The sequence below is a fragment of the Methylobacterium brachiatum genome (genome assembly GCF_020523825.1).
Classification (GTDB): domain Bacteria; phylum Pseudomonadota; class Alphaproteobacteria; order Rhizobiales; family Beijerinckiaceae; genus Methylobacterium; species Methylobacterium brachiatum.
Genome location: NZ_JAJALK010000005.1, coordinates 155,088 through 174,916, shown reverse-complemented (window position 1 = coordinate 174,916; position 19,829 = coordinate 155,088). Strand labels below are relative to the sequence as shown.

The following is a 19,829-nucleotide window of genomic DNA, read 5'->3' as shown; positions in this document are numbered from 1 at the left end:
CGGCCCTGCGAAACGCCAACGCGTCGACGGGCCGGTCCGGACCGCCGCCCTGTTGCCGGCGCGGATCCCGGACGGCATGGTGGCGGCCCCGGAACAGGCGAAGCGAGCGTGCGAGCCATGGGTTTGCTGGACGGATTGCTCGGCCACGGCAGCGAGGTCGACGCCGCATCCCTGGAGCGGCGGCTCGCGGGCATCCTGATCGACGGCGAGACCGCGCGCCTAGCGTTCAAGATCATCCGGGACGTGTTCGTGTTCACGGAACGCCGGATCATCCTGATCGACGTGCAGGGCATCACCGGCAGCAAGGTCGAGTTCACCTCGATCCCCTACCGGGCGGTGGTCCGCTTCTCGGTGGAGACGGCCGGCACCTTCGACCTCGACGCCGAGCTCAAGATCTGGGTCTCGGGCACGCCCCAGCCGATCGAGCGCACCCTGAAGAAGGGCGCCGATGTGCGCGGCATCCAGCGCGCCCTGGCGGAGGGCGTGCTGCGCTAGCGACGCGTCCCGACCGCCGGGCGCCGGCTCACCGGGCAGACGCCCCGGTCCGCGATCCGACCGGGGCCATCGCCGCGAACACGCCGTCCCGGCGCACCAGCGCGTGGAACAGCGCCGCCGCGACATGGGTCAGCACGAGGGCGAAGAACGCGAAGGCCAGGTAGGAATGCGCGTTCCAGAGCACCGTATGGAGCGTGGGGTTCTGCGGCACGATCGCGGGCAGACGGAGGCCGCCGTAGAGCACGACCGGGTAGGCGCCGGCCGACAGCATCGCCCATCCGAGCAGCGGCATCGCGACCATGAGCCCGTAGAGCCCGTAATGGGACAGGTGCGCGGCGAGCCGCATCGGGGCCGGCAGGTCCGCCGGCAGGGGCGGGGTCCCGCTTCGCGCCCGCACCGCCAGGCGGATGAGGGCCAGGACGAAGATCGCCACGCCCAGCGTCTTATGGGTCGCCAGCAGCGGCACGTATTTCGGCATGATCGTCGAGACCATGCCGACCCCGATGAAGAACATCGCGATGATGCACACGGCCATCGACCAGTGCAGGAGCCGCTGGAGCCCCGTGAAGCGCTTCGCGTCGGGTGTCATCGCTGCGCCTCCGATGCGCGCTTGGGATAGTCCTTCGCCTCCGCGGTGCGTAGATCGTAGGATTTCGCGTAGGCCGCCGAGCGCGCCGCCGGGAACGGGTCGTCGGAGACCCGGATGCCGTCCGGCAGGATCGTCGGATCGAAGTTGATGTCGCGGCACGGGCCGTCCGCCTCGGGCTCGATGCGCTCGACCACCAGGGTGCCGGCCTCGATGGTGCGCCGTCCCTCCGGCCAGGCCCGGCTCGGATCCGCGGTCGGGTCGCCGGGCTCGGCGACGGTGAGGATCAGGCTCCAGCGCTGCGGCGCGGCCGCGACCCGCTCGGTGATCTCCTGCTCCAGATAGGCCGCGCCGCGCTTGGCGAGGTCCTCGGGGGTGATCCGCTCCGCCGGCGCCTGGGGACGGAACGACCAGCGCACCGCCTGCTCGGCGCCGGACGCGTTGGTGAACAGGAAGGCGTTGAGGCTGTTATAGGGCTCCTGCGCGTAGCTCGCGGTCCAGTCGGGGCTCTTGGCCCAGGCGCCGAACGGGGCGAATTCCGGATGCGCGGCGACGAAGCCCGCCATCGCGTTCGGCTCCTTGCTCGCGGGCACCCGCAGCAGGGCGTAGAAGGCCTCCGGGTTGGAGACCGGGAAGACCGGGGCGTTGATCATGGCGGTGCGCCACACCGCGCCGTCCTCCGCGGTGATCTGAAGCCCCAAGCCCCGCACCCGGACGGTGGCATCCGCCGCGCCGGGATTGGGGGTGCCGAGGTTGAACCGCCCCAGCGCCGGATGGCGCCCGGTCTCGAAGGCCCGGGCCCGCGAGAGCGCGGTGCCGTTGCCATTGGCCTCGAACACGCCGGTGAAGCAGATGCCCTTGGCATGGTTGCGCCGATAGCCGGGAACCGGCCCCGTCGGCGGCGCGAGGGCGTCGACGAGCTTCGTCGGCGTCAGGCGGTCGGGCGAGAGCCAGCCCGCGGTGTAGGCGAACGCGCCGGTCGCGCCGGCGCAGATTGCCGCGATCACGGCGAGGGAGGTCAGGGTCGAGCGTGGCCCCGACGAAGGCAGCGGCATGTGATGGTCTCCCTTGGACGTCGCGCGGCGCCGGCCGCGGACGGCTCCGGCGCGGCGACGAACGATCCCGGTCCCGGACGGCGGCGGAGCCCGGCTCCGCCCGCATTCGAGGCCTCGTAAGCTGCCAGAAATTTTGAATTCAGGAAAGCCAAGCTTCCTTGCGCCGCCGGATACGGGCTGCGCTCGCGGACGGGCGGGTTTCGGCCCGGGACTACTGTTCCACGCCCGGGCTCACGCCGCCCGCGGCGCGAGGTGCCGGGTGCGCACCGTGCCGTCGATGCCTCGAAGCGCCTGGAGGACCGCATCCGCCTCCGGCAGCTGCACCGAGGCGTCCACCACGACGTAGCCGAATTCGCCGTCGGTCTGCAGGTACTGCGCATCGATGTTGAGCGCGCGGCTCGAGAAGATCGCGTTGATCTTGCCGAGCACGCCCGGCACGTTCCGGTGCACGTGGAGGAAGCGCGCCCCGGACAGGCGCGGCGGCAGCTGCACCTGCGGAAAGTTGACGGCGCCGAGGGTGGAGCCGGTCTGCGCGTAGTCGACCAGCTTGCGGGCGACCTCCGCGCCGATCCGGTCCTGCGCCTCCTCGGTCGACCCGCCGATATGCGGGGTCAGGATGACGTTCGGGAGGCCCTGGAGCGGCGAGACGAATCGCTCCGCGTTGGATGTCGGCTCGACCGGGAAGACATCGATCGCCGCGCCGCCGAGACGCCCGTCCCGCAACGCCTGCGCCAGGGCGTCCAGATCCACCACCGTCCCGCGGCTGTTGTTGATCAGGTAGGCGCCGGGCTTCATCGACCGGATGCGGTCCGCATCCATCAGCCCGTGGGTCCCGGGCGTCTCGGGGACGTGCAGGCTGACGACGTCGCTGGCGGCGAGCAGGGCCTCCAGGCTCTCCACGGGCTCGGTGTTCCCGTGCCGCAGCTTGTCGGTCAGGTCGTGGAAGATGACCCGCATGCCCATCGCCTCGGCGAGGTTGGACAACTGCGAGCCGATATTGCCGTAGCCGACGATCCCGAGGGTCTTGCCGCGGACCTCGAAGGATCCCGAGGCCGACTTGTCCCAGCCGCCCGCATGGGCCGAGGCCGAGCGCGGCAGGATGCGCCGGAGCAGCATGACGATCTCGCCGATCGTGAGCTCGGCCACGCTGCGCGTGTTCGAGAACGGCGCGTTGAAGACCGGCAGCCCGCGGGCCCGGGCGCTCTCGAGGTCGACCTGATTGGTGCCGACGCTGAAGCAGCCGATGGCGGTCAGCTGGGGCAGCGCGTCGAGCAGCGCCGCGGTGATCTTGGTCCGGGACCGGATTCCGAGCACGTTGGTCTCGGCAATGCGCGACGCGTCGGGCAGGCCGATGGCATGCGAGAGCACCTGGACATCGTCGAGCCCCGCCTGCGCGAAGACCTGACGGGCCGTGGACGCGATGTTCTCGGTCAGGACGATACGATCCGTGGGCAAAACCGGTCCCTCGATGGATGGAAGGGCACAGGTTATCACGTTCCTCGCGAACGGGTTCATACCCCGTCGCCTGCGACGGATGCCGACACGCAGGTCCGCTTTCGTGATGCCCGCGGCGTCACGACATTGGCTGAACCGGGATTTTTCTGTTGTAAGACTCGAGGGATCGAAATTTTTGACCCGAATAAATTTATTGAAAATACGAAACGAATTGAATTTTCCATCGATAAAGTAATGTCGTCGACTTTATAGTGCAGAAGGGCGGGCATTTAAGCGGGCGCGTTCGACATGCACAGTCGGTCCCGTTGACCTGATCGGCTGCCGGATCACACTGTATCCGCCGCTGCTTCGAGCCGTCCGCTGCCGCACGGCTCCATCTCGCAGGGGGATCGACCGCGTGTATGGGAAAGCTGACATCGGCCGGTTGGGCATCGGCAGTCCGGTTCCCTCCCGCGCCGTCCGCGAGCAGGGGCCGGGCGGACGGGCGCGCCTGGACCGCCAAGACGGCGACCGATGACGCGCGGTCGCGCAAACCCGTCCCGCCGCGGCGTGCTGGCGCTCGGCGCGGGCGCGCTCGGAACCCTTGCTCGGCCGGGCCGCGGCGGCGCCCAGCCGGGTGGAAAGCCCGCCCTGGTCCGAATCGGCCATCCGACGGCCCCCCGGGCCTGGGTGATCGGCAGGCATGACGGCGCGTTCGAGGCCGCGCTGGGCACGCAGGTGGAGTGGTTTCCGTTTCCGTCGGGCGGGCTGGCGCTGCAGATGCTCGCGGCCGGCCGGCTCGACCTCGCGATCTTCGGCAGTGCGCCGATCGTGGCCGGCCTCGGCCGCGGGCTGCCGATCCAGATCCTCGGCTCGCCCGAGGTGGTGGTGACCAGCGAACGCCTCGTGGTCAGGCCCGCGATCACGGAGATCAAGCAGCTGGAGGGCAAGCGCATCGCCGTGGCGCCGTCCTCCACCATGGCCTGCGCCCTGGACGCGGTGATCCGGATCAACCGGCTCGACCCCGCTGCGATCAAGCGCCTGCCGCTCGGCCAGCCCGAGACGATCGCCGCCTGGACGCGCGGGGACATCGACGGCACCTACATCAACGGGCCGTTCTGGGGCGACCTGCTCGGTTCGGGCGGACGACAGCTCCTCGTCTCCGGCGATCTCCGGCCGCACGGCTTCCTGTTCTGGAACTCCGCGGTGGTGCGGACGGACTTCGCGCAGCGCTGGCCCGAGACCGTGATCGCCTGGCTGCGGACCGTGCAGGCCCAGCTCGATCGCTACCGGGCGGATCCCGAGGGCACGGCTCGAACCCTGGCCGAGGATTTCGGCGCGCCTTTCGAGCCCCTGCGGGACACCTTGGCCGGCCTGTCCTATCCGACGGCCCAGGAGCAGCTCGGCCCGAAATACTGGGGGCGCACGGCCAAGGCGAACACCGCGCCGTTCCTCAAGGCGCTGTCGGACACCGCCGATTTCCTGATCGAGACCGGCGAGATCAAGCGCGGCGGCATCCCGGCCGCCCTGGGGCCCTTCGTGAACTACGATCTGCTCAACCGCGCCTTTCCGGCGTGAGCCGGCGCTCGCTCCGCCGCGCCGGCACGGATCCGGTCGCACGGCCCGTTTCGTGCACGGGTCAGCGTGGCGTCAGGCCCGCTGTCGAGCCGAGCGGGCCTGCGCCTCGTGGCGGCCTGGAACGGTGTGAGCATCCGCAGAAACGCGGAATCGAGGCGCCGCTTCCTTGAGGCGGCAAACGGCCCGGGTTAGCGTACGGCTTCGGTCAACCGGCTTACGTGAGTTGGGTGATGGCGACCTTGAAAAAGCTTCCCACCTGGATCGAAGGCTACAGCCTGACGACGGCGGAAATCCTTTATCATCTCCCCGATTACCCGAACCTGCTCCAGACCTTCATCTGGCAGCAGCTGGATCTGTTCCCCGATCTTCCCCAACTGAAGAAGTTCCTGGCGTTCTGGCAGGCGCAGCTCGACGGTCCCGTGCATTCCGTGACGGTCATGCATTGTCAGCTCGTGAAGCCGGCTGAATTGCGCGCGGTCTCCGGGGACTTCCTGCTGCACTGAGCTGAATCCCGGCGCGCCGGTCGCGGAGATTCGGCGCGCCGCAGGTTCACGGGCCCGGGCCGCCGGAGGCTCGTCTGCACGCGGGTTCGGTCCCGAGTACCGAGCCAGGTTCGCGCCGTGATCGACCGGTATCCATTGCACAACCCGCGCGGCGCGCGACGGGATGTGCTTCTGCGCGTCGCGCCCTCTCGGAAGGAATGCTAATACAGCCGCTCTTATCGGGGTGGAGCGGAGCGGTTCTTCATGGCAGCGGCCCGTCGCGTCGGCCTCGTCCTCTGCCCCGATTTCGACTTCATGGGCCTGGCCGTGACCTCGCCGTTCGAGATGGCGAATTGGTACGCCGGCGAGCGGCTCTATGACGTCCGCCTCCTGTCGGAGCAGGGCGGCCGGCTCCGGGCCGGCCTCGGCGCCGACGTCGCCACCGAGCCCCTGGCCGAGCCGGACGCCTTCGACACGGTCCTGGTCGCGGCCGGCGTCGGCATCCCGACGACGGCGCCGGGGCTCGCCGCCTATATCCGCGCTGCCGCGCAATCGACCCGCCGGCTCGCCGGCCTGTGCCTGGGGGCCTTCATCCTGGCCGATGCCGGCCTGCTCGACGGGCGGCGCGCCACGACCCACTGGTACTTCGCGCCCCAGTTCCGCGCCCGCTATCCCGCCTGCAAGCTCGACGTCGACAAGATCTACATCGCCGACGACAACATCTGGACCTCCGCGGGCATGTCGGCGGCGCTCGATCTCGCGGTCGGCATGGTCGAGCGCGACCACGGCCGGGACCTCGCCACCTCCGTGGCCCGCGGGCTGGTGATGGAGCGGCGCCGGTCCGGCGGCCAGGCGCAACGCTCGGCCCTGCTCGAGGTCGACCCGCCCACCGATCGGATCCAGACCGTCCTGGCCTATGCGCGCCGCAACCTGCGCAAGCCCCTGACCGCCGAGGACCTGGCGGCGGTGGCCTGCCTGAGCCCGCGCCAGCTGACTCGGCTGTTCCGGGCCGAGACCGGGACCTCGCCGGCCAAGGCCATCGAGACGATCCGGGTCGAGGCGGCCAAGCTGATGCTGGAGGAGAGCCGGCTGCCCCTGGAGGAGATCGCCCAGGCGGTCGGCTTCGCCAACCGCGAGCGGATGCGCCGGTCGTTCCTCCGGGTCTACGGCGAGGTCCCCCGGGCGATCCGGCAAGCCGCCGGGCCGCTCGCCGTCATGTGAGGCGGACACCGCCCGCGGGCTGCGCGCGGCCGTGTCCGAAAACGTGGCCTTTATGGCGTAGGCGGCGGGCACGGCCCTGCTTAAGCAGGGCGCAGGCCCTTGCTGATATTCGGACGGACGCAATCATGGTGAGCCTGACAATCAACGGTCGCCAGCATGCAATCGATGCCGAGCCCGACACGCCATTACTGTTCGTCCTGCGCGATACGCTCGGCCTGACCGGCACCAAGTACGGGTGCGGCATCGGCCAATGCGGCGCCTGCACGGTGCTGCTCGACAGCCAGGCGACGCGCTCCTGCCAGATCCCGATCGAGAGCGTCGGCACGCAATCCGTCGCGACGATCGAGGCGGTCGAGCAGGACGCGGTCGGCCGGAAGGTCGTGGCCGCCTGGGTGGCGCTGCAGGTGCCCCAATGCGGCTATTGCCAGTCGGGCCAGGTCATGGCCGCGACCGCCCTGCTGCAGCAGACGCCGCACCCCACCGAGGCCGACATCGCCGACGCGATGACCAACCTGTGCCGCTGCGGGACCTACAACGCCATCGCCGCCGCCGTGCGGCAGGCCGCGGCCTGAGGAGATCGGCATGGACCAGTTTCTGACAGAGGCCCGCGCGGACGCCGTGACCGTGGTCGAACCGCCCGCGCGGGACGGGGTCCCGGGGGCGTCGCGGCGCGGCTTCCTGGCGGCCGCCGGCAGCGCCCTGGTGCTCAGCGTGGCCCTGCCGGGCCGCAGCGCCCGCGCCCAGGCGCAGGGGCCCGCGGAGGGGGCGGGCGCGATCGCGCCCAAGCCCGGCACCCGGGTCGCCGCCTTCCTGGAGATCCACCCGGACGGCACGGTCAAGCTGCTCAGCCCGTTCGTCGAGGGCGGCCAGGGCATCGCCACCGGCATGGCGCAGATCGTCGGCGAGGAGCTCGACGTGCCGCCCGCGCGCTTCGTCGTGGACTGCGCGCCGCCCGGCCCCGACTACGCCGTGGTGAACGGCCTGCGCATGACCGGCGGCAGCTTCTCGACCCGGTCGAGCTACGCGGTCATGCGCCGGCTCGGGGCCACCGCCCGCGACATGCTGATCCGCGCCGCCGCCGCCCGGCTCAAGGTCCGGGAATCCGAGCTGACCACCCGCGACGGAACCGTGATCCACGCGGCGACCAACCGGTCGCTGCCCTACGGCGATCTCGCGGCCGACGCCCTGCTGCTGAAGCCGAACGAGGCCGTGGAGCTGCGCGATCCGTCGACCTTCCGGTACATCCGCCAGCCGGTCCCGCGGCTCGACGTGCACGACAAGGCGACGGGGCGGGCGGTCTACGCGATCGACCAGAAGCTCGACGGCATGCTCTACGCCGCCGTGCAGCACGCGCCGCATCTCGGCACCGAGCCGGAGGCGCTCACCAACGAGGCCGAGATCCGGGCGATGCCGGGCGTCCATTCGGTGCACCGCCTGCCGGGCGCCGTCGCGGTCGCGGCCGACAGCTGGTGGCGGGCCCGCAAGGCGGTCGAGGCGCTCGGCGTGCGCTGGTCGGCGCCCAAGCCCAGCGGCCTCGACACGGTGGCGGCCGATTTCTCGTCCGACGGGATTGTGGCGGCGCTCAAGGCCTCCACCGATCCGGGCCTCCCCGCCGAGGCGGTGGGCGACACGGCCGGCGCCTTCGCCAAGGCCGCCAAGGTGATCGAGGCGGACTACGAGGCGCCCTATCTCGCCCATGCCCAGCTCGAGCCGCCCTCGGCGCTGGCGCGCTTTTCCGAGGACGGGACGCTCGACCTCTGGCTGCCCAACCAGATGCCGGAGCTGTTCCAGGCGATCGCGGCGCAGGTGGCCGGCCTGCAGCCCGCCCAGGTGCGGATCCACTCGCCGATGCTCGGCGGCTTCTTCGGCCGCCACTTCGCCTACGGGCCCGGCAACCCGTTCCCGCAGGCGATCCGCCTCGCGCAGGCGACCCGGCGCCCGGTGAAGGTGCTGTGGTCGCGCGAGGAGGAGTTCCGCTCCGACGCCCTGCGCCCGCTCAGCTACAGCCGCTTCCGCGCCGCCCTGGACGCCCAGGGGCGGCCCAGCGCCATCGAGGTCCGCACCGTCGGCGAGGGGCCGATCGGGCGCTATTTCGGCGCGCTGTTCAAGAACCCGGTCGATTCCTCGGCCGTGGAGGGGATCGTCGAGAAGCCCTACGCCATCCCGAACCGGCGGATGACCTTCACCAAGCTCGCCCACCCGGTCACGATCGCGTTCTGGCGTTCCGTCGGCCATTCGATGAACGACGCGTTCTACGAGAGCTTCCTCGACGAGATCGCGCAGGCAGGCGGCCAGGACCCGTTCGCGCTGCGCCAGGCGCTCCTCAAGGACAGCCCGCGCCACCTGGCGCTGCTGGCGGCGGTGGCCGAGATGTCCGGCGGCTGGCGGCGCGGCCCCTATGCGGCCGAGGGCGGCATGCGCGCCCGCGGCCTCGCCATGGCCTCGCCCTTCGGATCGGAGACGGCCACGATCGCCGAGGTCTCGGTCGAGGGCGGTGAGGCCCGGGTCCACACCCTGTGGATCGCGTTCGATCCCGGCAGCGTGGTCAACCCGGCGATCGTGCGGGCGCAGGTCGAGTCGGCCGCCGCCCTGGGCCTCTCCTCGGTGCTGTTCGAGCAGATCGTCTACCGCGACGGCGTGCGCCAGGCGCAGAACTTCGACACCTACCCGATCCTGCGCCGGGAGCACATGCCGGCGGTCCATGTGCGTATCGTCGAGAGCGGCGCCCCGATGGGCGGCGTCGGCGAGCCGGGCCTGCCCGGCGTGCCGCCCGCCGTGCTGAACGCTATCGCGGCCCTGACCGGCCAGCGGATCCGCGCCCTGCCGATCGCCAACACCAAGCTCTCCGCGGCCTGACGGCGGCGGTTTGCGGGACCGTCCGAGCGCTCGGGCGGGGAGGGGGCACGCGCCGTCTTGCGCGCCCCCGTGACGGCCGGCACCCGACGGGGCGGCCGGCCTGGAAAGGGAGTCAGCCGATGCTGGATGTGGTCGACCGGGCCGAGCGGATCGCGGAACCCTCCGAGGCCGCCCTGACCGCGCACAAGGCCCCCGAGGCCCCGCCGGCCACCCCGGCGGGCTGGCGGCAGCTCGAAGTGCTGCCGGTCGGCCTGTTCGCCGCCGTGATGGGCCTGACCGGCCTCAGCGTCGCCTGGAGCCTGGCCCAGGCCCGCTACGCGGCGCCGGCCTGGATCGCCGACATCCTGGGATGGGCGGCGCTGGCCGCCTTCGTGGCGATCGCGGCGGGCTATGCCGTGAAGGCCGCCATCGCCCCGCAGGCGGTGCGCGCCGAGTTCGTCCATCCGATCGCCGGCAACCTGTTCGGGACTCCGCTGATCAGCCTGCTGCTCCTGCCCATCCCGCTGGCGCGGGCGAACCTCCTCGCCGCGCAAATCCTGTGGGTCCTGGGCGCCGTCGGCATGACCGTGTTCGCCTGGCTGATCGTGACCCGCTGGCTGAGCGAGCGCCAGCAGGCGGCGCACGCGACGCCGGCCTGGATCGTCCCGGTGGTCGGCCTGCTCGACGTGCCGCTCGCCCTGCCGGGGCTTGGCCTGCCGCCGATGCACGCGGTCATGATGTTCGGGCTCGCGGTCGGCCTGTTCTTCGCGGTGCCGCTGTTCACGCTGATCCTGTCGCGGCTGCTGTTCGAGGCGCCGCTTCCGGTGGCGCTGCAGCCGGCTCTGCTGATCCTGATCGCCCCCTTCGCGGTCGGGTTCTCGACCTACGTGGCGACCACCGGGACGATCGACCTGTTCGCGGAGGCGCTCTACACCGTCACGCTGTTCCTGCTGGCGGTGCTGCTGCCCAAGCTCGCCCGGCTCGTCCAGGCCTGCCCGTTCCGGGTCGCCTGGTGGGCGGTGAGCTTCCCGCTCGCCGCCGCCGCGGTCGCGTCCCTGCGCATCGCGGCGGCGCGGCCGGGCGCGCTCGCCGACGGCGTCGCCCTGGCGCTCCTGGGGCTGGCGACGCTGGTGATCCTGTGGCTGCTCGGCCGGACCCTGGCCGGCCTCGCCCGCGGCGAGCTGCGCACCCTGACCCAGTGAGGCCGGACGCGCATCCGGGCGACGGACGCGCTACGCCACCACGAACCCATGGGCGAACGGATCGCGGTCGTCGATGAAGATCGTGTTGATCCCGGTCTGGCGCGCCCAGCCGGCCACCGAGGGCACGATCGCGGGCTTGCCGGCCACCGTGGTCGCGGCCTCGACCCGGCCGTGGAACAGCGAGCCGATGATCGATTCGTGCACGAAGGCGTCACCGACCTTCAGCCGGCCTTTGGCGGCGAGCTGCGCCATCCGGGCCGAGGTGCCGGTGCCGCAGGGCGAGCGGTCGATCGCCTTGTCGCCGTAGAACACGGCGTTGCGGGCCTGGGCCTCGGGATGGCGCGGTGCGCCGGTCCAGAGGATGTGGGACAGGCCCCGGATCTCCGGATGCTCCGGATGGACGAAGTCGTATTGGGCGTTGAGCGCCGCCCGCAGGCGCGGCGACAGGGCGATGAGCGCGCCGGCGGAATGGTCGGCCATGTCCCGGAAGTTTTTTTGCGGCTCGACGATCGCGTAGAAGTTGCCGCCGTAAGCGACGTCCACCACGATCTCGCCGAACCCCTCGACCTGGGCGGTCAGCCCTTCGGCGTGCAGGAAGGCCGGCACGTTGCGCAGCCGCACCTCCTCCACGAAGCGGCCCTCCTGCCGATAGGTCACCTCCACCCGGCCGGCGGGGGCGTCGATGGCGAGCTTGCCCGGCTCCCGCGGGCTGACCAGGCCGTTCTCGATCGCCATCGTGACCGTGCCGATCGTGCCGTGGCCGCACATCGGCAGGCAGCCGCTGGTCTCGATGAACAGCACCGCCACGTCGCAATCGGGCCGGGTCGGCGGATACAGGATCGCGCCCGACATCATGTCGTGGCCCCGGGGCTCGAACATCAGCCCGGTGCGGATCCAGTCGAAGGCGCGCAGGAAATGGGCGCGCTTCTCCAGCATGGTCTGGCCCTCAAGGATCGGGCCGCCGCCCGAGACCAGGCGGACCGGGTTGCCACAGGTATGGCCGTCGAGGCACGAGAAGGTGTGATTCGTCATCGTGGAAGCCCTATCGGAAGCGCTGGGGCGAGAACGGCGCGAGGTCGATCGCCGGCGCCGCGCCGGTGACGAGGTCGGCGACGAGGCGGGCCGTGCCGGCCGACTGGGTGAGCCCGAGATGGCCGTGCCCGAAGGCGTAGACGACCCGGCGGGTCGCCGCGGCATGGCCGATCGCCGGCAGGGAATCGGGCAGGGACGGCCGGAAGCCCATCCAGGGCCGGCCGCCCTCGGTGTCCAGGCCCGGCAGGAAGGCCTTCGCCTTGCGCAGCATCGCCGCCGAGCGCCGGAAATCCGGCGGCCGGTCGAGACCGCCGAGCTCCACCGCGCCGCCGACCCGGATGCCGGAGGACAGGCGGGTGACCACGAAGCCGTGGCCGCCGAAGGTCACCTGTGTGCGCAGGTCGAGGGCGCCCATGGGCAGGGTCGTGTTGTAGCCGCGCTCGGTCTCCAGCGGGATCCGCTCGCCGAGGCTGCGGGCGATCCGGTGCGAGAACGCCCCCGCCGCGACCACGACCTGCGCGGCCCGCCGGGTCCCGGCCTCCGTCACGAGGGTGACCCCGTCCTCCGCGGGCCGGAGCGCCGTCACGGCGGCGCGCTCGATCGTGCCGCCCTCCGCGCGCAGGCGCTCGGCCAGGGCGAGCACGTAATCCTTCGGGTCGGCGATCGAGAACCAGCCGGGGGTGAACGTCCCGTGCGTGAAGCGCGGCGACAGGCCGGGCTGGAGCGCCGCCATGCCGGCGGCGTCGAGATGCGTGAAGGCGATGCCGTGATCGGCCCGCACCTGCCAGCCCGGCAGCGCGGCCTCGAATTCGGCCTGCCCCTCGTAGACCTGGAGGTTGCCGTCCTTGCGCAGCATCGCCCGGGTGCCCGTGGCGTCGAGAAACGGTTCCAGCGCAGCCCGCGAAACATCCATGAGCGCGGTCTGGGCGTCCGTCGCCCGGCGGACCCGCTCGGGCGCGCAGGCCCGCCAGAAGCGCAGCATCCAGGGCAGGATCCGGGGCGCGTAGGCCGGCGGCACCGAGAGCGGCCCGAGCGGGTCGAGCAGCCAGCGCGGCGCCTTCCGGAGGATGCCCGGCGAGGCCAGCGGCAGGATGTCGGAGAACGCGAAGGCCCCGGCATTGCCGGCGCTCGCCCCGGCCGCCGGGCCCTCGCGGTCGAGCACCGTGACCGACAGGCCCCGGGCGCGCAGGGCCAGCGCTGCGGACAGGCCGATGACGCCCGCACCGATGACGACCACGTCGCGCGGCCGGGAAGGAGACGCGCCCATCCTAACGGGCCGCCGAAGGCCGGCACGCGCCGCGGGATCGTCGGGGGCCGCGCCGCCCGCCCCCGGGCCGATCCCGAGCCTGGTCCCCCGATCGAAGATTCGTCGCGCGTCCCACATGCAGATCATGATGCCCCCGGACGGCCAGGAAGCATAGTTCGGGCCGCGCCCAGACTTTGAGCTTTAATGGTCTCGCGAAGCGACGTGGTGCCGAGCCGCATATCCAAGCCTGGTTCGGCCTGACCGGAAAAACTAGGCTGAGAACGACTATAGCGTGAGTATCCGATGCTCGGATACAGCTTTCAATCGAGCCATGCTGGTCATGGCGCGTTGTCCGCCGCCATCGGTGGCGCCGATGACCGGGCGGTGCGGCGTCAGCCGGACCGGGCCATGCCCAGCGTGCGCAGGCGCGCCACCACCGGTTTCCAGGTCCGGGTCAGGCGCGCCTCCAGGATCGATCGGACCGTGTGGACCGGCAGGACGATGCTCGCCAGCAGAAACAGGACGACCGAGACGCGCCGTGCCGGACCATACCAGGCCGGAAGGGCAGTGACGGTGCGAACGAAGGTCGTCCAGGTGATGCGCTTGTGATCCAAGATATCGCAATAATTGCCGTAGCGGAGATAGACGTACATATCGGTCGGATTGCCGATATCGCGGGCAACGCCCTGGTTGTTCAGCGCCTGTTTGAGGTGGGAAACCCGGTCGGCGAACCGTTTCTGCTGTCGCCGCAGCAGCGGCGGCGTCGGCAGCTGGTTGGTCCCGGACTTGTTCTTGCTGTGCAGGCGATAGCGGCCGAGCGGCTCGGCGAGACTGATGATGTCGCCGTAGAACGGCGCGGCCAGCAGCATGACGCCGTCCACCGCGGAATCGTAATGCGCGTCATCCAGAAGCGCGCACAGGTCCCTGCGGAACACGTTGCCGGAAGTCGGGGGCGAGATGTAGGTGCCGGCCTTCTCGACGGATGCGACGAAGGAGGCGCGATCGCGGGCATTCGCGAGCTTCGGGAAGGCCGAGCCCAGATCGGATCCGGCGTCGTCGATCCGTAGAAGAGGAAACTGAATCTTCGCGACGTTCGCGTCGAGGTGCCGGATGATCGTCTGTATCGCGCCCGGTACGAGTTCGTCATCCGCGTCCAGAAACAAGATGAACGGCGCTTTCGTCTTCGCGACGCCGTATCGGCAGGCGCTCACCTGGCCGCCATTCTCCTTCCGGAAGGATCGGACGCCGAATGTCTGGATCGCCTCCCAGGAGCGATCCGTCGATCCGTCGTCGATGACGAGGACCTCGCACTGCGACGTATCTTGCGCCAGCACGCTCGCGATCGAATGACGGACGTATTCTTCATAATTGTAGCAGTTTATTATAATCGCAAGCTTCGCATCTTCGGATTCCATTGCGTCTGCCTATATCAATATGGTGCAGTATATTTATTTTGAAGCGCGATCCATGTTGGGTATCTCTATTATCCACATTTGGTGAGGCCCGGTAAATACCGATCCGCTCAAATTAAATCGGGATTAAACGCAAATTCAGTCATACGCCCTGTAGATAGTGCATCCGAACCAGATTGGTTCGCGCCGTGAGCCTCGACGCAAGTCACGCGGCAAGCTGAGTGCTGATACGCAAGGCCTTTCCGCCGGCCCGCTATCGCGGTGCGGCGCCAAGCGGGGGCGCGGTGCACACGAGCGGAGGCTGGGACGCGTCGGTCCAGGTCACGGTCTGGCCCTTGCCGCGCAATTCGTGGGTCGCGTCGGCGTAGCGGAAGCCCGAGCCGCTGAGCTGGATCGGCAGCGTGACGCTCGGGCCGGCCGGCGGCTCGACCACGGCTTGCGCCTGGGCGGATACGGTCCGGAAGGTCGCAATCAGACGTTGATTGCCGGGGCAGGCGAAGACGACGCGGTGCGGCGCGGACCGGGCTGCGTCGGCCGCGCCGCCCGTCGCGGGCTCTTCGGCGGCACGCGCGCCGATCCAGGCCGATCCGGCGAGGAGAAGGCAGACGGCTGGGGCAAGCCTTCGCATGATCGGGGCATCTCCGGCCGGGGGAACGCCCCGGACCGTGGCAAAATCCGGCGGACGAAGCGAGATGCGCATACCGGTTATCAATCGGTCCCGGTCATACCGGAGGTCCGGGTCCGGTCGATGACGCGCGGCTTTGCGTCCCGCGCCGGGCCGTTTGGGTGGGGGAACCAGCGGTGAGCGAACCTGCCGGGGAAGGCGGCGCGAAGGCGCCCGAGAAGGCCCGCCACATCCTCCCGACCGCGAGCACGATGATCGGGATCAGCACCACGCTGATCGGCCTGGTGAAGCTTCTGGAGCACTATTCCGGCCCGAGCCAGGTCGACGTCTTCAGCGGCATCGTCGCCGTGCTGTTCCTGCTGAGCGCCATCCTGTCCTACCTGTCGACCCGGCTCGAGGCCCGGCCGCGCCTCAGCCGGTTCCTCGAGCAGGTGGCCGACAATTTCTTCCTGCTCGGCCTGGTGGGGATCACCGGCGTCGCGTTCCTGTTCGCCTACGAGGTGATCTGAGCCAGGGGGCTCAGGGCGTGCAGGCGAGGTCGCCGCCCGGGCACTTGATCTGCGCGGCCAGGTCGTCGCTGCGCCGGCGGGTCAGCTGCGTCCGGCAGGCGGCCTGGAGCAGGGGCATGATCGTCCCGTTGGCCTCCGGCGCGGTGGCGTCGTAGCCGGTGCGCAGGTCGCATTCGCGGTCGCGGAAGGCGATCCAGGCCCGCTGGGCGGCGACGAGATTGTGCCGGCCGTTGCCGTCGAGCTTGTCGCGCAAGGCCGCGTAGCGCCGGTTCAGCTCGGCATCGGCCTCAGCGAAGCTCTGGGCCGCGCAGGCATTGGCCTCCATCTGGTTGGGCGCCTGCGTGCAATCCGCCGCGAAGCCGGCGGTCGGCACGAGGAGCAGGAGGCCGAGGCGGGCGCTGCGCAGCATGGGGGCTCCTAATCCGCGCGGCCGGTCGGACGGCCGCGGAAGGCGTAGTATCCGCCATCGGCGTCGTACAGGACGTCGAAGCCGTTGAGCAGGCGCAGCCCGGTGTTGACGAAGGGGTGCGGCCTTGTCGTGTTCAGGACGATGCGCTCGGGCGCCAGCGGCGAGGCGGAGTCGCCGCTGGCGATCGTGTAGCCGGCGGCATCGCCGAAGCGGAAGCGCAGGCGCGTCCCGGGCCGGAGCGCGCCGGGCCCGTCGAGGCTGTCCGCCACCTGCTCCGGCGGGAGCGTCAGGAACATGCCAGCCACGCCGGTATCGATGAGGGCGCGACCGCAGGCGCCGGGCTCCCGGTCGTCCACCGCGATGCAGACCGGGACGCCGAGCCAGTCCCCGGCGACGCGCGGATGCGGGTCGAGCTTCAGGAAGCGGAAGCGTCCCCGCGTGTTGGCGCGGGTCAGCCCGATATGCACGCCCCGCCGCGTCACCACGTAGCCGCGATGGACCGCGCCGGGGCCCGGCGGCTCGGCATTGAGCAGCGGATTGGTGTCCGGCGTGCTCTGGGCCTGGCTGTCTTCCTCGCGCCCGAAGCCGATGCCCATCATGGCCACGTGGTCCGGCGCCTCCTCGGCGGTGCAGTGGCGGGCCTTGTCGGTGCAGGCGATCCGCTCGACCGCGAGCACCGGGATCGGCCGCGTCGGCAGGCTGGCGCCGTCGCCGCCCCACAGGGTCACCGGCACGGTCACCCAGCGGCCGATCATGATCCGGCCGGAGCTCGAATAGGTCAGGCGACCGGGGCGGCCCGGCAGGGCCTCGACATTCGGGATGCGGGCGGCCGAGACGACGATGCCGGTGGAGCCGGTATCGACCAGCACCGGTCGGGGCTCGCCGCCGAAGGACAGGCCGAGGCGCGGCGAATGGGCGATCGGCTCGCCGGGTTGCGGCGCGTTGAGGAAGGCCAGGAAGAGGCCGCGCCGGTCCTGTCCGTAGCTCGGGCGCTCGGCCGACTCCGCGGCCCGCCCGAACAGCAAGGCGTCGAGCACCGCGGCCAGGGCGAGAAGGCGCGGTCGAACCTGTTTCGGGATGGCGTGGCGCATCGTCGGACCCGGGAGCGATCGCGCTAGCGTAGCATCCCGCAGGCTTCGGGCCGAGCCTCAGCGCCGGGACCCGGGGCTCTCCTTCAATTCCCCCAGCAGAACCAGGATGCGGCCCAGCAGCGCCCGGGCGTGGAGCGCGACGCCGCGGCCGGTGCGTTCGTCGGCCAGCCCCGCGCAGGCGTCGTAGGCCGCCCGCAAGGCGGCCAATTGGCGGGCGCGCAGCGCGGGATCGTCGGAGCCCATGGGCTACCTCCCGACAGGCGGGTGTCTGCGGTACGTCCCCGCGGACAAGCCTCCTCAACCACCCATAGTCGGGGAGTTGGAAAACCGTGTTTGAACGGTCCCTACGACCTTTAGCGCCGGAACACCTGGACATGCGTCGCAGGCTCCCCGACCGCGCGGTCAAGGATTCGGGTGCCGTCTCGGCCGGCACCAAACCGTCAAACAAGGGGTTTCCACGCCCCAGGACGGCACGTACCGCCCCGGGCCGGCAGGTAGACCATTCTAGGAAGGGAATCCAGAGCGTCGTCGTCGTCCAGTCGTTCCGGCCCGTCGCGCATCCGGGGAGGTCCACACCGGCAGCCAGGTAAATAAAATATCAGAATTTCTCTTAAAATTCGTTAACCTTGATCGCCGCAGCCGATGAACCATTGCGTCAGGTTCGACATCTGCTCTCATGCATCATGTCGAGCCAGGTGTGATGGGGATGAAGACTTACTCGATCTTTCTTCGCGACCGGACCCCGGCGGGTGGGGATCCTCCGCGTCTTCTCGCCTACGAGATCCCGGACCGGCGCGCGGCGCAGGCGCTCGTCTCGGTGATCGCCGCCTCCTATCAGGATCACGGCTTCAACCCCGCGACGCGGGTGCACTGGTTCCGGCACAAGGACAGCGTGCACGAGATCTATGCCTGGCCGCAACGCTAGAGGTTCGGTCCCGGGTGCAAGGCCACGGGAACGGGCGGGGAGCCCGGCGCCGCATCCTGGGCAGCGAGCCGGTCCGCGACCGGCCCGGCACTCGACTCATCGCAGACCGAAGGCCATCGATCGAAAGACACCCCCGTGAGGCTCGGGCCGTGCTTGCGAGCCGGTCACGTGCCGCAGAACGTCCGGTAGCCGACCCCGCCGCCCTCAGGCGGCTCAGAATAGCGCGCCATGGCGGGCTGGTCGTCGTAGGGCTTGGACAGCACCGCCAGAAGCTCTTCGAACGGCGCGACATCGTCGTGCTCCACCGCCGCGGCGATCATCGCCTCGACGCGATGGTTGCGCGGGATGAAGGCCGGGTTGACCCGGCGCATCGCCGCGGCGGTCGTGGCGGGGTCGCGGGCCTCCCGGGCGAGCCGCTCGCGCCAGCCCGAGGCCCAGGCGTCGTAGGCGGTCGGATCCACGAACAGGTCGCGCACGGCGGCGTCGGCCTCCGGCTGCGCGGCGGCGGCGCAGAGGGTCCGGAAGGTCAGGGTGAAGTCCGCCTGGTTCTCGGCCATCCGCTTGAGAAGGTCGCCGGCCAGGGCCGGATCGCCGTCCCGGATATCGGTCAGCCCCAGCTTGGCATTGAGCCCGCCGTGATAGGCGGCCTCGAAGCGCGGCGCGTAGCCGGTGAGCGCCGCCTCGGCCTCGGCGACCGCCTCGGTCTCGTCCGCAGCCAGGAGCGGCAGCAGGGTCTCGGCCAGGCGCGTCAGGTTCCACAGGGCGATGCGCGGTTGCTCGCCGTAGGCGTAGCGCCCGTTCCGGTCGATCGAGCTGAACACCGTCCGGGGGTCGTAGACATCCAGGAAGGCGCAGGGCCCGTAATCGATCGTCTCGCCGGCCACCGACATGTTGTCGGTGTTCATCACCCCATGGACGAAGCCGACGAGCAGCCAGCGCGCCACCAGCGCGGCCTGGCGGGCGACGACGCCCTCGAGCAGCGCCCGGTACGGCTTCTCGGCGCCGGCCGCCTCGGGATAGTGCCGGGCGATCACGTGGTCGGCGAGCGCCCGCAGGCCCTCGACGTCGCCCCGGGCCGAGAAGAACTGGAAGGTCCCGACCCGGATGTGGCTCGCCGCCACGCGGGTCAGCACGGCCCCCGGCAGTAGCGTCTCGCGCGCCACCGCCTCGCCGGTCGCCACGGCGGCGAGCGCGCGCGTGGTCGGGATGCCGAGCGCCGCCATCGCCTCGCTGACGAGGTACTCGCGCAGCACCGGCCCGAGCGCCGCGCGGCCGTCGCCCCGCCGGGAGAACGGTGTCGGGCCGGAGCCCTTCAGCTGGATGTCGCGACGCTGCCCCGTCCGGTCGAGCACCTCGCCGAGCAGGATCGCCCGGCCGTCCCCGAGCTGCGGCACGAACTGGCCGAACTGGTGCCCGGCATAGGCCGCCGCCAGCGGCGTCGCCCCCTCCGGCATCCGGTTGCCGGCGAGCGCCGCCACCCCCTCGGGCCCGGCGAGCCAGTCCGGGTCGAGGCCGAGATCCTCGGCCAGCGCCCGGTTGAGCCGGATCAGCCGCGGCGCCGCCACCGGGGTCGGCGCTCGCAGGGCGTAGAAACGCTCCGGCAGGCGGGCGTAGCTGTTATCGAAGGGGATCAGGCTCATCGCCGGCATCTATGAACGCGCCCGGCGGCCAGCAAGCGCGGCCGCCGTGGAG

20 protein-coding genes are annotated in these 19,829 nt (G+C 70.9%); 9 read left to right on the top strand and 11 right to left on the bottom strand.

Annotated elements, in window-relative coordinates:
• Positions 1 to 117: 117 nt before the first annotated feature.
• The gene (locus tag LGR69_RS13615; protein ID WP_007564540.1) at positions 118 to 495 is read left to right on the top strand and encodes a PH domain-containing protein; all 378 of its coding nucleotides are present in this window, start codon (positions 118 to 120) and stop codon (positions 493 to 495) included.
• A 28-nt stretch (positions 496 to 523) separates the two neighbouring features.
• Here the strand turns inward: LGR69_RS13615 and LGR69_RS13610 are convergent, their stop codons facing one another.
• The 3 genes from LGR69_RS13610 to serA all read right to left on the bottom strand — a co-directional run bounded on the left by LGR69_RS13610 (position 524) and on the right by serA (position 3,591).
• Positions 524 to 1,084: a cytochrome b gene (locus LGR69_RS13610; protein ID WP_007564542.1), complete on the bottom strand. Its 561-nt coding sequence runs from the start codon at positions 1,082 to 1,084 to the stop codon at positions 524 to 526.
• Complete coding sequence (locus tag LGR69_RS13605) at positions 1,081 to 2,136, bottom strand: catalase family peroxidase (protein WP_230366341.1); 1,056 nt, start codon at positions 2,134 to 2,136, stop codon at positions 1,081 to 1,083. The genes LGR69_RS13610 and LGR69_RS13605 overlap by 4 nt, the downstream gene beginning before the upstream one ends.
• A 231-nt stretch (positions 2,137 to 2,367) precedes the next feature.
• Positions 2,368 to 3,591 (bottom strand): phosphoglycerate dehydrogenase, encoded by a 1,224-nt coding sequence (gene serA, locus LGR69_RS13600; protein WP_230366340.1) that lies wholly within the window; start codon positions 3,589 to 3,591, stop codon positions 2,368 to 2,370.
• 513 nt (positions 3,592 to 4,104) lie between these two features.
• On the opposite strand from serA, the gene LGR69_RS13595 reads away from it, so the two are divergent.
• The 6 genes from LGR69_RS13595 to LGR69_RS13570 all read left to right on the top strand — a co-directional run bounded on the left by LGR69_RS13595 (position 4,105) and on the right by LGR69_RS13570 (position 10,888).
• Positions 4,105 to 5,148, top strand: coding sequence for a taurine ABC transporter substrate-binding protein (locus LGR69_RS13595; protein ID WP_230366339.1), 1,044 nt, complete (start codon positions 4,105 to 4,107; stop codon positions 5,146 to 5,148).
• A gap of 230 nt (positions 5,149 to 5,378) precedes the next feature.
• Positions 5,379 to 5,651 carry an usg protein gene (locus LGR69_RS13590; RefSeq protein ID WP_230366338.1) on the top strand — a complete coding sequence of 91 codons (273 nt, stop codon included), beginning with the start codon at positions 5,379 to 5,381 and terminating at the stop codon, positions 5,649 to 5,651.
• Between the two features lie 243 nt (positions 5,652 to 5,894).
• Positions 5,895 to 6,851 carry a GlxA family transcriptional regulator gene (locus tag LGR69_RS13585; RefSeq protein ID WP_230366337.1) on the top strand — a complete coding sequence of 319 codons (957 nt, stop codon included), beginning with the start codon at positions 5,895 to 5,897 and terminating at the stop codon, positions 6,849 to 6,851.
• A 125-nt stretch (positions 6,852 to 6,976) separates the two neighbouring features.
• The gene (locus LGR69_RS13580; RefSeq protein WP_230366336.1) at positions 6,977 to 7,423 is read left to right on the top strand and encodes a (2Fe-2S)-binding protein; all 447 of its coding nucleotides are present in this window, start codon (positions 6,977 to 6,979) and stop codon (positions 7,421 to 7,423) included.
• A 10-nt stretch (positions 7,424 to 7,433) separates the two neighbouring features.
• On the top strand, positions 7,434 to 9,707 hold the full coding sequence (locus LGR69_RS13575) for a xanthine dehydrogenase family protein molybdopterin-binding subunit (RefSeq protein ID WP_230366335.1): 2,274 nt from the start codon (positions 7,434 to 7,436) through the stop codon (positions 9,705 to 9,707).
• Positions 9,708 to 9,826: 119 nt separating this feature from the next.
• Positions 9,827 to 10,888 carry an SLAC1 anion channel family protein gene (locus tag LGR69_RS13570; RefSeq protein WP_230366334.1) on the top strand — a complete coding sequence of 354 codons (1,062 nt, stop codon included), beginning with the start codon at positions 9,827 to 9,829 and terminating at the stop codon, positions 10,886 to 10,888.
• A 30-nt stretch (positions 10,889 to 10,918) separates the two neighbouring features.
• Here LGR69_RS13570 and LGR69_RS13565 read toward each other — a convergent pair whose 3' ends face one another.
• The 4 genes from LGR69_RS13565 to LGR69_RS13550 all read right to left on the bottom strand — a co-directional run bounded on the left by LGR69_RS13565 (position 10,919) and on the right by LGR69_RS13550 (position 15,206).
• Positions 10,919 to 11,920, bottom strand: coding sequence for a 4-hydroxyproline epimerase (locus LGR69_RS13565; protein ID WP_230366333.1), 1,002 nt, complete (start codon positions 11,918 to 11,920; stop codon positions 10,919 to 10,921).
• Between the two features lie 10 nt (positions 11,921 to 11,930).
• Entirely contained in the window at positions 11,931 to 13,187 is a 1,257-nt protein-coding gene (locus LGR69_RS13560; protein ID WP_230366332.1) for an NAD(P)/FAD-dependent oxidoreductase, read from the bottom strand.
• A gap of 371 nt (positions 13,188 to 13,558) precedes the next feature.
• Positions 13,559 to 14,581 (bottom strand): glycosyltransferase family 2 protein, encoded by a 1,023-nt coding sequence (locus LGR69_RS13555; protein WP_230366331.1) that lies wholly within the window; start codon positions 14,579 to 14,581, stop codon positions 13,559 to 13,561.
• A gap of 250 nt (positions 14,582 to 14,831) precedes the next feature.
• Entirely contained in the window at positions 14,832 to 15,206 is a 375-nt protein-coding gene (locus LGR69_RS13550) for an MliC family protein (protein ID WP_230366330.1), read from the bottom strand.
• Positions 15,207 to 15,379: 173 nt separating this feature from the next.
• Here LGR69_RS13550 and LGR69_RS13545 point away from each other — a divergent pair, with 173 nt between their 5' ends.
• Positions 15,380 to 15,712, top strand: coding sequence for a hypothetical protein (locus tag LGR69_RS13545; RefSeq protein WP_007564570.1), 333 nt, complete (start codon positions 15,380 to 15,382; stop codon positions 15,710 to 15,712).
• A 10-nt stretch (positions 15,713 to 15,722) separates the two neighbouring features.
• Here the strand turns inward: LGR69_RS13545 and LGR69_RS13540 are convergent, their stop codons facing one another.
• The 3 genes from LGR69_RS13540 to LGR69_RS13530 are packed head-to-tail and all read right to left on the bottom strand — an operon-like array spanning position 15,723 to position 17,455.
• The gene (locus tag LGR69_RS13540; RefSeq protein WP_007564572.1) at positions 15,723 to 16,121 is read right to left on the bottom strand and encodes a lysozyme inhibitor LprI family protein; all 399 of its coding nucleotides are present in this window, start codon (positions 16,119 to 16,121) and stop codon (positions 15,723 to 15,725) included.
• Between the two features lie 8 nt (positions 16,122 to 16,129).
• Positions 16,130 to 17,212, bottom strand: a complete 1,083-nt coding sequence (locus tag LGR69_RS13535; RefSeq protein ID WP_230366329.1) for a hypothetical protein — start codon at positions 17,210 to 17,212, stop codon at positions 16,130 to 16,132.
• 57 nt (positions 17,213 to 17,269) lie between these two features.
• Complete coding sequence (locus tag LGR69_RS13530) at positions 17,270 to 17,455, bottom strand: hypothetical protein (protein WP_007564576.1); 186 nt, start codon at positions 17,453 to 17,455, stop codon at positions 17,270 to 17,272.
• A gap of 457 nt (positions 17,456 to 17,912) precedes the next feature.
• Here LGR69_RS13530 and LGR69_RS13525 point away from each other — a divergent pair, with 457 nt between their 5' ends.
• A complete protein-coding gene (locus LGR69_RS13525) occupies positions 17,913 to 18,137 on the top strand; it encodes a hypothetical protein (protein ID WP_230366328.1) in 225 nt (74 codons plus the stop codon).
• 164 nt (positions 18,138 to 18,301) lie between these two features.
• On the opposite strand, the gene LGR69_RS13520 is transcribed toward LGR69_RS13525, so the two are convergent.
• Positions 18,302 to 19,777, bottom strand: coding sequence for a protein adenylyltransferase SelO (locus tag LGR69_RS13520; protein ID WP_230366327.1), 1,476 nt, complete (start codon positions 19,775 to 19,777; stop codon positions 18,302 to 18,304).
• Between the last annotated feature and the right edge of the window lie 52 nt (positions 19,778 to 19,829).